Annotated in this window: 14 protein-coding genes; 11 read left to right on the top strand and 3 right to left on the bottom strand. The window is 43.8% G+C overall.

What is annotated here, in order from left to right; translation table 11 throughout:
* Positions 1-297 precede the first annotated feature (297 nt).
* The 3 genes from ABD894_RS27480 to ABD894_RS27470 all read left to right on the top strand — a co-directional run bounded on the left by ABD894_RS27480 (position 298) and on the right by ABD894_RS27470 (position 2,073).
* The gene (locus ABD894_RS27480; RefSeq protein WP_345214314.1) at positions 298-1,305 is read left to right on the top strand and encodes an NAD(P)H-dependent glycerol-3-phosphate dehydrogenase; all 1,008 of its coding nucleotides are present in this window, start codon (positions 298-300) and stop codon (positions 1,303-1,305) included.
* Positions 1,306-1,334: 29 nt separating this feature from the next.
* Entirely contained in the window at positions 1,335-1,625 is a 291-nt protein-coding gene (locus ABD894_RS27475; protein WP_345214313.1) for a hypothetical protein, read from the top strand.
* 130 nt (positions 1,626-1,755) lie between these two features.
* A complete protein-coding gene (locus ABD894_RS27470; protein ID WP_345214312.1) occupies positions 1,756-2,073 on the top strand; it encodes a hypothetical protein in 318 nt (105 codons plus the stop codon).
* Positions 2,074-2,152: 79 nt separating this feature from the next.
* Here ABD894_RS27470 and ABD894_RS27465 read toward each other — a convergent pair whose 3' ends face one another.
* Positions 2,153-3,976: a DEAD/DEAH box helicase gene (locus tag ABD894_RS27465; RefSeq protein ID WP_345214311.1), complete on the bottom strand. Its 1,824-nt coding sequence runs from the start codon at positions 3,974-3,976 to the stop codon at positions 2,153-2,155.
* A 164-nt stretch (positions 3,977-4,140) separates the two neighbouring features.
* Between ABD894_RS27465 and ABD894_RS27460 the strand changes: the two genes are divergently transcribed.
* Complete coding sequence (locus ABD894_RS27460; RefSeq protein ID WP_345214310.1) at positions 4,141-5,007, top strand: alpha/beta fold hydrolase; 867 nt, start codon at positions 4,141-4,143, stop codon at positions 5,005-5,007.
* 348 nt (positions 5,008-5,355) lie between these two features.
* Here ABD894_RS27460 and ABD894_RS27455 read toward each other — a convergent pair whose 3' ends face one another.
* Positions 5,356-5,559 carry a hypothetical protein gene (locus tag ABD894_RS27455; protein WP_345214309.1) on the bottom strand — a complete coding sequence of 68 codons (204 nt, stop codon included), beginning with the start codon at positions 5,557-5,559 and terminating at the stop codon, positions 5,356-5,358.
* A gap of 243 nt (positions 5,560-5,802) precedes the next feature.
* On the opposite strand from ABD894_RS27455, the gene ABD894_RS27450 reads away from it, so the two are divergent.
* The 6 genes from ABD894_RS27450 (at position 5,803) to ABD894_RS27425 (ending at position 11,155) form a co-directional block, all read left to right on the top strand.
* Complete coding sequence (locus tag ABD894_RS27450; RefSeq protein ID WP_345214308.1) at positions 5,803-6,681, top strand: cell division protein FtsX; 879 nt, start codon at positions 5,803-5,805, stop codon at positions 6,679-6,681.
* A 91-nt stretch (positions 6,682-6,772) separates the two neighbouring features.
* The gene (locus tag ABD894_RS27445) at positions 6,773-7,048 is read left to right on the top strand and encodes a DUF3098 domain-containing protein (RefSeq protein WP_345214307.1); all 276 of its coding nucleotides are present in this window, start codon (positions 6,773-6,775) and stop codon (positions 7,046-7,048) included.
* Positions 7,048-7,842: an undecaprenyl-diphosphate phosphatase gene (locus tag ABD894_RS27440; RefSeq protein ID WP_345214329.1), complete on the top strand. Its 795-nt coding sequence runs from the start codon at positions 7,048-7,050 to the stop codon at positions 7,840-7,842. The genes ABD894_RS27445 and ABD894_RS27440 overlap by 1 nt, the downstream gene beginning before the upstream one ends.
* 74 nt (positions 7,843-7,916) lie before the next feature.
* The gene (gene truB / locus ABD894_RS27435) at positions 7,917-8,630 is read left to right on the top strand and encodes a tRNA pseudouridine(55) synthase TruB (protein ID WP_345214306.1); all 714 of its coding nucleotides are present in this window, start codon (positions 7,917-7,919) and stop codon (positions 8,628-8,630) included.
* A 354-nt stretch (positions 8,631-8,984) separates the two neighbouring features.
* Positions 8,985-9,914 (top strand): bifunctional riboflavin kinase/FAD synthetase, encoded by a 930-nt coding sequence (locus ABD894_RS27430; RefSeq protein WP_345214305.1) that lies wholly within the window; start codon positions 8,985-8,987, stop codon positions 9,912-9,914.
* A 164-nt stretch (positions 9,915-10,078) separates the two neighbouring features.
* Entirely contained in the window at positions 10,079-11,155 is a 1,077-nt protein-coding gene (locus tag ABD894_RS27425) for a DUF2157 domain-containing protein (protein ID WP_345214304.1), read from the top strand.
* Here ABD894_RS27425 and ABD894_RS27420 read toward each other — a convergent pair.
* The gene (locus ABD894_RS27420) at positions 11,145-11,768 is read right to left on the bottom strand and encodes a LysE family translocator (protein WP_345214303.1); all 624 of its coding nucleotides are present in this window, start codon (positions 11,766-11,768) and stop codon (positions 11,145-11,147) included. The two genes, ABD894_RS27425 and ABD894_RS27420, sit on opposite strands and share 11 nt — an antisense overlap.
* Before the next feature lie 120 nt (positions 11,769-11,888).
* On the opposite strand from ABD894_RS27420, the gene ABD894_RS27415 reads away from it, so the two are divergent.
* Positions 11,889-12,815, top strand: a complete 927-nt coding sequence (locus ABD894_RS27415) for a cobalamin-binding protein (RefSeq protein WP_345214302.1) — start codon at positions 11,889-11,891, stop codon at positions 12,813-12,815.
* The last annotated feature ends 216 nt before the right edge of the window (positions 12,816-13,031 follow it).

The raw sequence follows: 13,031 nt of genomic DNA, 5'->3' as shown, positions 1-13,031 counted from the left end.
TATAAAAGTTGTCATTTCGACAAGGAACGAGGAGAAATCTTCTTCATCAAGCAAGTAGCAGACTTATATGGCGAAGAAGATCTCTCCCTACGGTCGAGATGACACTTTGTTTTTCAAGGCCTGTGTTCTCCGGGGATTGCGAATGCCTCTTTTCGCATTATACGGCCACTATTGACAAATAACCACTCACAATTCACTACTCCCCATCTGCCCTCTCATTTCTCTGCTTGCATAATATTTCATTACTTTGTGGGGCCGCCAATAAAACATTATGCGCGGTTGCACATTTTAGCTTTAATGGATACGCAAAAGAAAAGGATAGCCGTACTGGGCGGAGGGAGCTGGGCAACAGCCAATATTAAAATGCTTACCGATAATACTACGGATAAAGAAATTTTCTGGTGGATGCGGAGCGTAGAGACTGTTGAGCATATCCATAAGTTTCATCATAACCCTAACTATTTAAGTTCGGTAGAGGTGAGGCTGCCTGCAGAGAACATATCTACAGATATTAAACAGGTACTGGCCAGTGTCGATTTCGTTTTGCTTAATATCCCTGCCGCGTTTTTAAAGGACGCCCTTACGGGTATTTCCCCGGAAGACCTTGCAGGTAAAAGGATCATATCGGCCATAAAGGGGATAGTGCCCGATGAAAACCAGATCATCGGTGAGTTTTTGCACCATCATTACAAAGTGCCGCTAAATAACATTGTAGTGATCAGCGGGCCATGCCATGCCGAAGAGGTAGCGCTGGAAAAATTATCCTACTTGACCATCGCGTCGCTGGATAAAGAGCTTGCCGCCGAATTTGCCGGGATGATCAGCACCCGTTACATCAAAACTAACGTGTCTGATGATATATATGGTACCGAGTATGCCGCCGTATTAAAGAATATATATGCCATAGCCAGCGGTATTTGCCATGGGGTAGGGTATGGCGATAACTTCCAGTCGGTATTGATATCAAATGCCATACGCGAGCTGAAACGCTTTGTAGATGCTGTACACCCTATAGATCGGGATATCAAAGAATCGGCCTATTTAGGCGACTTATTGGTGACCGCCTATTCGCAGTTTAGCCGTAACCGTACTTTTGGTAATATGGTGGGTAAGGGGTACACGGTAAAGTCGGCCCAGTTAGAGATGAACATGATTGCCGAGGGCTATTACGCGGTAAAATGCCTGCACGAGATCAATAAGCACTACATGGTTAACATACCTATCTGTGAGGCAGTTTACGGTATTTTATATCAAAAAAGATCGCCCGCTATTGAAATGAAACATTTGGCCGAAAAATTGAGTTAGTATTTAAAATAACTTAATTTAAAGCTACCATGAAAAATATGTTTAAGGCCGCTATACTTGCGGCAGGGATGTTCATAGCGTTTGATACGCATGCGCAATCGGTTGGTCAGGATGTAAAAAAGACCGCCAAAAAAGTAGGTAATAAAACAGCCGAAATTGCATCAAAAGGGAAATCGGCCGTAGTTGATAAAAAATATGATGGCAAGGTTGGTCCGCAGGGGCAAACTATTTACATCGATAAAAATTCGTACTACTATTATGTAAACAAAAAAGGCCGTCATATATATGTAAAAGAAGCCGACCTGGTGGCTAAACCATAATATATTGAACGTTTTATCGCTTGTTTCGTATAAAAAGTACGCTGCAATAAAATGAGAGATGCTTTCAGGGAATCAACTCTTTTCCTGAAAGCATTAATACATAATTATAATGGCGCAAAACATCATCATTATGAAAAAATATACCCTGCTGTTAATGCTTTGCGCCATAGTGTTTGCCTTGGCCTGTTCGCCGGCCTCATCGGGCAATAAACAGTTAAAAGGCGACTGGAAATCAAAAGACGGTAAAACCAAGCTCAAGATAACCGGTAAAGAATTTATTTTGGATGACGGCGCCCCTATCAAGGAAGACTATATCGTTAAGGGCGATACGCTGCTTACCTCGTTTGAGGGTAACCAACCCTACACCGAATTTATTATTAAACAGATTGACGAGCACAATCTGCACTTGCTATTCCCCGATTCGGTAGTTGTTGAATTTGAGCGATAAAACAAAAGCCTCCCCGCTGTTGCAGGAAGGCCTTGTAAACTAAACCAACTAAAAACTGTGCCCTAAAGCACTAAACTCATTAATAACGTTTGCGACGTTCCGGACGATCTTCACGGCGTTTGCCTGAAAAGTCACGGAATCCACCACCGGTGTTACCGCTTCTTTCGCGTCTTTCGCCGCCACCTTCACGTCTTTCACCACCACGATAACCACCGCCGCCACCGCCTTCGCGTTTCTTGTAGCCACCGCCGCCGCTGCGTCTTTCGCTGCTGCTAACGCCTTCGCCAGAGATTTCGATACGCACTTCACGACCATTAAATTCAATGGTTTTAAATGCTTCCATCACCTGGTTCACATCGCCGTTGCCAACCTCGAAGAAAGAGTAAACACCCTTAACATCAATTTTGCCAACTGTACGACCGCTAATTTTGGTAGTGTTGCAAATGTAACCCAGCAAATCGCCGCGGTTAAAATCATCAACAGAACCTAAATTGATAAACAGGCGGGTATATTCTGATGAGCCTCTTTCACGAGGAGCACGTTCGCCTAAACCATCTCTGGTGCGTCCTTCTTCGTAGGTCGCGTTCAAATCAGGTGCGTTCTTGTAGTAATCTAAGAAACGGTTAAACTCAAGCGATGCGAAACGTTTGATCACATCTTCTTTGGTCAGGTCTTTGAACTCATCCATAATACGAGGGATGTATTGTTCAATTTGCTGCTCGTTAACCTGTACGTTATGTACTTTATGTACCAGGGCAAATAATTGTTTTTCGCAAACATCAAAACCTGAAGGTATTTCAGCCTTAACGAATTTTTTACCAATTACACGCTCAATCTGGCGTATTTTACCCATCTCTTTGCTGTTGATGATAGCGATAGATACACCTGTTTTACCGGCACGGGCTGTACGGCCGCTACGGTGGGTGTAGTTTTCAATTTCATCAGGCAATGAGTAGTTAATTACGTGCGTAACATCATTTACGTCGATACCACGTGCGGCAACGTCAGTAGCAATTAACAATTGCAGGCTGCGCTCGCGGTAGCGTTTCATTACCTTATCACGTTGTTGTTGTGAAAGGTCGCCGTGTAATGAGTCGGCATTGTAACCGTCTTTAATTAAAGATTCGGCAATTTCCTGAGTTTCAATTTTGGTACGGCAAAATACGATACCGAAAATTTCAGGATTAAAATCAACAATACGTTTAAATGCAGCGTATTTATCACGTGCACGCACTGTGTAGTACTCATGATCGATGTTTACGTTACCGGTGTTTTTTTCACCCATGGTAAGTTCAAACGGATCGTTCATGTATTTCTTTGCTATCCTTCTAACTTCTGAAGGCATAGTGGCCGAAAACAGCCAGGTTTTTTTCTCGTCGGGAGTGGTAGATAGAATACTGTCAATGTCTTCCTGAAAGCCCATGTTGAGCATTTCATCAGCCTCGTCAAGCACTACATATTTAACCTGCGAAAAATCTATAGCTTTACGGTTAATAATGTCAAGCATACGGCCCGGTGTGGCAACAACTATTTGCACACCGCGTTTTATCTGGCGTAATTGGTCAGAAATGCTTGCACCACCATAAACTGCTACTACGTTAACGTTCTTAACGTTTTTAGAGTAATTTTTTAGGTCGTTTGTAATTTGTAAACAAAGCTCCCGCGTTGGGCATAAAATAAGCGCTTGCGGGTGATTTTCGTCGAAGTCCAGCAGTTCCAGTAAAGGCAGGCCAAAAGCAGCAGTCTTACCGGTCCCGGTTTGGGCTAATCCGACAAAATCGTTGCTGCCTGTTAACAATACCGGAATTGACTGTTCCTGGATTGGCGTAGGATTTTCAAATCCTAACTCAGAGATGGCATTAACAATATCATGACGGATTCCCAGTTGAATAAATGGGTTCATGAATTAAAATAACGAATTTGGCAACATCGCCAAATCGGGTGCAAAGGTAAGAATAAAATTTGTAATTTCAAATAGCCTTTGCAAGCTGATTTTTTAATGACAAAAATTGCATCCCGACAATTGACTATAAACTGCCTATATTTAGGCCTCAAAACTTTATAATAATGATTATCAGGTATATAAAATTGGCAGCAATTGCTGTAATCATATCTTTTACTGCGTGTAAACAAAAGGTTAACAAGCCGGCAGATATTAAGTACGGCGACAACCCGGCAGCCGGAAAATACGCCGACATTCGCGGGTTTAAAATGTATTATGAAGTTTATGGCAGCGGCGAACCGGTATTGTTTATTCACGGAAACGGGGGCTCGATCAGTAATTTTAGTAACCAGATACCGGTATTCGCAGAAAAATATAAAGTGATAGCTGCCGACAGCCGCGCCCAGGGAAAATCTGCCGACCTAAAAGATTCGTTAAGCTACGAAATGATGGCCGATGACCTGAATGCCCTAATGGATACCCTGCACATTAAGCAGGCTTATGTAGTAGGCTGGAGCGATGGCGGTATAGACGGCTTGCTGCTGGCCATGCGCCACCCCGACAAAGTAAAGAAACTGGCCATCACCGGCCCCAACTTATGGACCGACAGCACCGCCCTTGCCCCTTTCACCTATAATTGGATCCAAACTACAACGGATAGTCTGGCCAAAGTGGTAGCCAAGCCGGGAGCTAAAGCCGAAACAAAAGCTTCTTATAAACTAATGCATTTAATGGCTGTTCAGCCCAATATTAGGTTAGTGCAGTTGCATAAAATAACCGCGCCCACACTGGTAATAGGCGGCGATCATGATGTGATCGTTACTCAACACCTGCTGGACATTTCCAAATCTATCCCACAATCATACCTGTGGATCATCCCCAACTCGGGCCATGCTACACCTATCAGCAAAAAAGAACAGTTCAATAAAATAGTAGGCGACTTTTTTAGCGAGCCTTATAGGAAGATTGAAGGGTTTGATACTTTTAATTAATTGAGGTTCGTGGTTTCAGACTCGTGGTTTCGGATGCCCAGGCACCATGATCCCGAAGCTGCTTTGCTGACGGAAGAGAAATGCGCTTTCAGCTTTGACAACTTTTTAAAAGTTGTCAAAGCTTGACCAGTTTCCACGCTGTCGCGAGTTTAGCAGAGCGTAACTCGTGACACAGCATGGCATAAGCTTTCAGCTTACATACCTAATTAATATTTGTGACGGCGGCGGGACGCCGCGTAATAGCCGTCACCCGGCCGGAGCCGGAGCGACTGCTGGGTTGTCAAACCTTTAACGTGTACCAATCTGCTCTTTCACAGGCCACTTGAACCCGGCAACCCTCACCTCACCTTATTCTTTCGGTGCATTTTTAACCGGCGCTACCGGCTGCTCTTCTTTTTCGCGCTTTTTGGCGATGTCGCCGCCGTGGGGTTCATCGGCATTGTATTGCTTGTCTTCGGGTTTTACTTTGCTTTCGCCGCCTTCATCAGCCGGGCGTTTGGTTGGGGTATCAGATGGCGATGGTTTGTCGTGTTCGTTTGCTGGCTTTGTCATGCTAAATAAACAGGGGAGGTTTGATATTGTTTATTTTAGGTGGGATAAGTGCAGGGATCAGCCTTACCAAATCGTTAATTTTTGTTAAACCTTACAGTTCGCTACACGTAAAAAACGTATTTATAACATATAAACTTTTACCTTTAGGGCAGGTTTGTTAATTTCGCAAGGTTAGATGCGTTTTGCGCGACTGTTATATAAATAGTTCGCCTGTTAATAAGCATCTGCAATTATTAATAAAGCATGGAAGAATTTGAAGTAAGCGCTTCGGCAAAAAAAACCAAAACGATATATATATCTACCGTTTTTGGTATTGCAATGGTATTGTTAATGATTGGTTTGCTGGGCTTAATACTGGTACATGCCAATAACCTATCGCGCTATGTAAAAGAAAATATAGTGCTCAACATATTTGTTGACGATGCCGCGCACGAACCCGATGTAATGCAGCTGCAAAAGCAACTGGAGGCCGATCCGATGGTGAAACAAGCGCAGTACGTGTCGAAAGAAATCGCGGCGCACAACCTGCAAAAAGATCTTGGCGAAGACTTTGTAAAGTTTTTGGGCTATAACCCGCTATCGCAATCGTTGGATGTTTACCTGAAGGCCGAACACGCCAATAATGCCGATATTGATAAGTTTAAAGCCGCTTTGCTTAAAAATCCGTTAGTTAAAGAGGTAAAATACCAACAATCATTGGTTGATCAAATGAACCAGAATGTTACTTCAATAAGTATAGTAATATTGGCTTTTGCGGGGATATTTATTGTGGTATCGGTAGCGTTAATTAACAATACTATCAGGCTGGCTATTTACTCGCAACGGTTTTTAATAAAATCAATGCAATTGGTTGGCGCTACAAAGGGCTTTATCCGCAAGCCGTTTTTATTATATGGTATATGGCATGGCCTGCTGGGTGGTTTAATAGCGGTGATTATACTGATGGGCACCCTGTTTTTGGCCATCAAACAAATCCCTGATCTGGTGATACTGCAAAGTTATACCGAGTTCGGTTTGGTGTTTGCCGTGGTAATTGGCATCGGTATATTTATATCGGGCTTTAGTACTTACCTGGCAGTTAACAAGTTTTTACGTTTAAAAATATACGATCTGTACAGGTAATAGCGATTTTGAAATTCGAATGTTCAATGTCGAAATCAGCTGCCTGCAATCAATAATTCAACAATAAGTAATTTAAATAATTAAAACATAAATGGCACAACAACCCGCAAAACCGGTAGCTTCAAGGGCATCGGCAACAGCGTCGAAAACGTCGGCACCGGATACCCCGGTACAATTCATATTTGATAAAGCGAATTATAAAATGCTTATCATCAGTATTGTTGTGGTAGCTTTAGGCTTTATATTAATGGCCGGCACTACCGATATTTACAGCACCACCAAAATAGTAATAGCGCCAATTGTTGTGTTAGCAGGGTTTGCATTGGGCTTTGTAGCAATACTTAAAAAGCCGGCAAGCAAAGCATGATCAATATTATACACGTTATTATCCTGGCAATCATCGAAGGGTTGACAGAGTTTTTGCCTGTGTCATCAACCGGGCACATGATCATCGCTTCATCGGCAATGGGTATTGCCTCAAACGATTTTATTAAGCTATTCACCATCGCTATACAGCTGGGAGCCATATTATCGGTAGTGGTATTATATTACAAACGTTTCTTCCAGTCATTCAATTTTTACCTGAAACTTTTGGTTGCCTTTATACCGGCAGCAGTTTTCGGGGTATTATTGAGCGACAGAATAGATGCCCTGCTGGAAAGTGCCCTTACTGTAGGTATTACCCTTTTTATCGGTGGTATCATCTTATTATTTGTTGATAAATGGTTTAACAACCCCGATGCCAAGGAAGATAAAGACGTAAGTTATCCAACTGCTTTAAAGATTGGCCTGTTTCAATGTATCGCCATGATACCGGGTGTATCACGTTCTGCCGCTACCATTGTAGGTGGTATGACGCAGAAACTAAGCCGCAAGGCCGCTGCCGAATTTTCTTTCTTTTTAGCCGTGCCAACCATGTTTGCCGCCACCGCTAAAAAACTGCTCGATTTTTACAAAGCAGGCCATGTATTTACCGGCGAAGAAATTAAGTTTATGATAGTAGGTAACGTTATCGCTTTTATAGTAGCGTTGCTGGCTATCCGTACTTTCATTACTTTTTTAGAGAAAAAAGGCTTCAGGCTGTTTGGTTGGTACCGCATTATAGTAGGTGCCATCATCATCGGTTTATACCTTACAGGCCACAACCTGGAAGTTATATAATAAAATATTAATTTGCATTTAAGTAGCGGCGGGATCACTATCCTGTCGCTACTTTTTTTATTAGATACATACCAGTGCTTAAAGAATATACCAACATACAAGAGTTTGCCGAAGGACAACTGCTGCTCATCAACAAGCCATTGCAGTGGACCAGTTTTGATGTAGTGGGCAAGCTGCGCAACTCTTTTAAACCGCTTAAACTAAAGGTGGGTCATGCCGGCACGCTCGATCCGCTGGCTACGGGGCTGCTCATTATCTGCACCGGTAAAATGACCAAGCAGATAGATACCTTTCAGGCACAGGAGAAGGAGTATACCGGTACCATGATACTTGGTGCCACCACACCATCTTATGATCTGGAAACGGAGGCTGATGCCAACTTTGATATATCGAACACTACCAACGAACAGATCAACGCCGCTACCGCGCAATTTACGGGTGATATCCAACAATACCCGCCCGCGCATTCGGCCATAAAGGTTGATGGCGAGCGCCTGTACGAAAAAGCCCGTCGCGGCGAAGATGTAGAGCTCAAACTTCGCAACGTAACCATCACCGAATTTGAAATTACCCGTATCGAACTACCCGAAATAGATTTCAGGGTAGTGTGCAGCAAGGGTACCTATATCCGTTCGCTGGTGAACGATTTTGGCAAGGCACTAAACAACGGCGCCTATCTATCGGCACTAAAACGTACCCGTAGCGGCGATTTCAAAATTGAAGATGCCCGCGAGGTGATGGAAATGGTAGATATTATAAGGGGACTGAAAGTGGTTAGTAGTGAGTAGTGAATGGTGAGTAGATAGTGGAAAATGTTTTAACTCCCTCTTTGCGCAGCAGAGAGGGATGTCGAGCGCAGCGATGACAGGGTGAGTCCCCAGGCGAGTTACCCGAAAAGCACCACCCGTAGTTCTTATTTCCGGCCTGCTCCTGCTTTACGTTCATACGCCTGCAGGCCTTCAACACCGGCCGGTATCCACTTCAATCAGGTTTAAGCAACAACGTTTCTTCAATAAAAACAGTTCGCCTTTAAGCTTGCAAAATACAGTGCCGGTTACCCTTATCTAATCTGATTGTAATTCCCCTGTTATCCTTTTAAAAATCAAAACTCAAAAACGCTACATTTGTGCTTTTAGCTGACTATGAAGATCTACCACTACATTGATGATTTTACTGCAGTAGCGAACGCGGTGGTTACCATTGGCACTTTTGACGGTGTGCACATCGGCCACCGTAAAATAATAGCCGACCTTAAAGAACTGGCTGCCGAATCGGGCGGCGAAACGGTGATACTTACTTTTTTTCCGCATCCCCGTATGATCCTCCATCCGGAAGATGAAAGCCTTAAACTGATCAATACCATCAACGAAAAAGCCGAACTTCTGGCTGAATTAGGAGTAGACCACCTGATCATCACACCATTCTCGCGCGATTTCTCCAACCAAACTGCCGAAGATTATATTCGGGATGTACTGGTGAATAAGATAGGTACCAGGAAGATCGTTATCGGTTATGATCACCGTTTCGGGAAAGACAGGCAGGGCAGCCTGGCCGATTTTCTGCGTCTTAGCCCGGTTTATGGGTTTGACGTGGTAGAGATACCCGAGCAGGATATTAACGACATCGCGGTAAGTTCTACCCGTATTCGCGGCGCTTTACTGAATAACGATATTGAACAGGCCAATTCATTTTTGGGCTATCCGTTCTTTATTACCGGCACCGTTATCCGTGGCGACCAGATAGGGCGTAAAATAGGCTACCCAACCGCCAATATCCTGATTGAAGAACGTTACAAGCTTATTCCGGATGATGGCATCTTCGCGGTAAAGATCCGGGTAGAAGGATTTGACCTGAAGGGAATGGCCTACATTGGTCAGCGCCCTACGGTAAACGGCATTACCCGTAATATTGAAGTGAATATTTTTGATTTTAATAAAGAGATATATAACCAGCAGGTGCGTATGGAGTTTATCCACTACGTACGCGGCGATATCAAATTCGCCTCGCTCGATGAACTGACAGCTCAGCTGGCGCTGGATAAAATAGCGGTAACAAAGTTGCTGGCAGAGTGATTTTTCACCACCTTGTCATTGCGAGGCACGAAGCAATCCCGTAGCTAATGCAAGTGTGCGATGTATGCGACGGGATTGCTTCGTCGTTCCTCCTCGCAATGACAAAAAGTATATAGTGTACATAAAAACCAACCAATAAGCCCCGATTATCCTACCAAACGCCAATGAAATTAAACCTCGATAAACAAGAAAGCGAATTTTTAGACGAAACCATCACCCACTGGGAAAAGGAGGGTTTGGTGGCTGCCGATCAGGCGCAAAAGCTTCGCGATTCGTACGAGGTAAAGGGGTTCGATTGGATGCGGCTGGCCAAGTATTCATTTTGGATAGCCCTTGTTTGCGGCATTATAGCCGTTGGTTCGCTTATTATTGATGACGATGTGATCAACTGGCTCAAAAAGCTGTATGATACGCCGGATATCCTGATCAGTTTGCTGGCGGGTATTGTGGCTAACGGCTTTTATTATTTCGGCCATAAACACAAACGCCTGTACCCCGAAAAGTTTTTCAGTAACGAGGCCCTTATTTTTACCGGCGTGCTTTTTACCGCCTGCTGCATTGCCTATTTGGGTAAAGCGCTTGATAATGGTACCGGGCATTATTCCTTATTGTTCCTGCTGTCGGTAGTGGTGTATGGTGTGCTGGCCTGGCGCATGAATTCCGGAATGATCTGGCTGTTCGCCTTAATGTCATTGGGCAGTTGGTTCGGTACCGAAACCGGTTACCAAACCCGCTGGAGTAATTACTTTTTGGGGATGAACTACCCTTTGCGTTTTGTGCTGTTCGGTATAGTATTGGTTTCGGCTTGTTACCTGCTTAAAGGCAAAAAATGGTTTGCCCAGTTTTGGGAACTAACGTATGTATCGGGGTTGTTGTACCTGTTTATATCGTTGTGGATGCTGAGTATATTCGGCAATTTGGGCAGTTTAGATCTGTGGTGGCAAATAAAACAGATCAGTCTTTTTTATTGGGGCATCATATCTGCCGCGGTTGCAGGCGGGTTCTTGTTTTATGGGTTAAAAAGCAAGGATGTAATAGCCCGCGAATTTGGTATCACCTTTCTACTGATCGCTTTATACACCAAGTATTTCGAATACCTGTGGGATCACGTAAACCATGCCATCTTCTTTTCTATTCTGGCTGCCTCCTTCTGGCTCATCGGGCGCAAGGCCGAAAAAATATGGAACCTAAATACAGCGGATAAAAAGAAAGGTGCCGACAGCGATACCGCTAATGTTTAAAAAAAGCGATATAAACCTGCTTGATAATATGATACGCAGCCAGCGCGAAAAATAATACCGCGATACTGATATTAATTACCCTGGTACTAAGCGCGAACTTACTTTGTATATACTGCGCGAATTTGGCATAAATGTACAGGCACAAAAACGAACCCACTGCCGAACCAAAACTGAATATGATAAGGGCAACCGTTCCGTCTTGTATCCACTCATGTGTAATTACATAGGTACCGGTAATCATCCAAAACGGAATTTGCATGGGATTTAAAAAGCCCAACAGTATGCCGTATTTGATGCTGGCATGGTCGGAATATTTTGCTTTTGGCGGTTTATTGCGGTGCAGCCATGTAATTACGCCCATAGTACCAAATAGCACTACCATTACCCAATCGATAATAGTATCCAGCCGGGCTTGTTCTGACAGCCAGCGGGCGGCGTTCATGATGAAATAGGTAAAGAAAAGCTCCACCACAGAAAAAGCGGCAATAAACTGCAATGCCTGTTTTATGCCACGGTTTATAGTAAGCTGTACTAAGGTTAGGTTTATATTTCCCGGCGGTATGTAGCCAATAAAATTGGCTATCAAGCCAATACAGAAGGTTAGAAATATCATCGCCCAAAAATAATATAAAACCTCATATATGACAGTATGTAAATAATATGCCCGATAATTAATAAAAAATGAATGCGCTAAAATCCGCACCTTTGCAAATTATTACCGTACGTTAAAAAGATGCCTGCTGATAGAATAATATCGTTATTGCCCGCCGCTACCGAAATAGTTTGCGCTTTAGGACTGGAAAACAACCTCGTTGGCCGCTCGCACGAGTGCGACTACCCCGGGAGCATACAGCACTTGCCGGTATGTTCGGAAGCTCACATTCCGGATAACCTAAGCAGCGCTGCTATTGATGTTAAGGTAAAAGAAATATTAAGCGAAGCATTATCTGTTTATACCGTAAAGCGCGAGCAGATAAAAGCGCTGCAACCCGATGTGGTAATTACCCAGGCGCAATGCGATGTTTGCGCGGTATCATTACCCGAGGTTGAGCAGGCGTTGGAAAATTACCTGGATAAACAAGCCCGTATCATATCGTTACAGCCAAATAGCCTGGATGATATATTTAACGATATTAAAACCGTTTCCGCCGCTTTAGGTGTTGCTGCCGCCGGCGAAACATTGGTAGAGGATTTGCAGGAGCGTGTAGACCTCATCAAGCATAAGCTGAAATTTATTGAGAACAAGCCTACCGTGGCCTGCATTGAGTGGCTCGACCCGATGATGGTATCAGGTAACTGGATTCCCGAATTGGTAAGCATAGCAGGCGGACAAAGCATCATTGCCGAAGCCGGTAAACATTCGCCTTATGTAGATTGGACGGACATCCGCTTGCAAGACCCGGATATTATTGTGGTAATGCCCTGTGGTTTCGCTATTGAGCGTACCATTCGCGAAATAGGCTTGCTATTTGAACAACCCGGCTTCAACGAATTGAAAGCGGTAAAGAACAACCGCTTCTACATCGCCGATGGCAACCAATACTTCAACCGCCCCGGCCCGCGCATAGTTGATTCTATCGAGATACTGGCCGAGATCATCAACCCGAAACAGTTTATTTTTGGGTATGAGGGTAATGGGTGGATCAAGTTCGCTTTATAAGTCGCTCCCTCTTAACAAACTGTCATCCTGAGTGTAACGAAGGATCTGTCGTCGCTTTGTTCTTCGTTAGGAATGGTTGTGCTTTAATCAACGTTAGTGGATGTACTTTTTTCTTTTCGTGGCTGTTGCACAATATTGGCTGTTGAGGTCAATTATTATTAACTTATCAATATCCGTCCAAATGTTCAAAACGTTGTTGATGGGTGCATACTATTA

Origin of the sequence: Mucilaginibacter gynuensis, assembly GCF_039541195.1 — a bacterium.
Lineage (GTDB): Bacteria > Bacteroidota > Bacteroidia > Sphingobacteriales > Sphingobacteriaceae > Mucilaginibacter > Mucilaginibacter gynuensis.
Note: the sequence above shows the minus strand (reverse complement) of the source record. Positions and strands in the feature narration are given on the sequence as shown.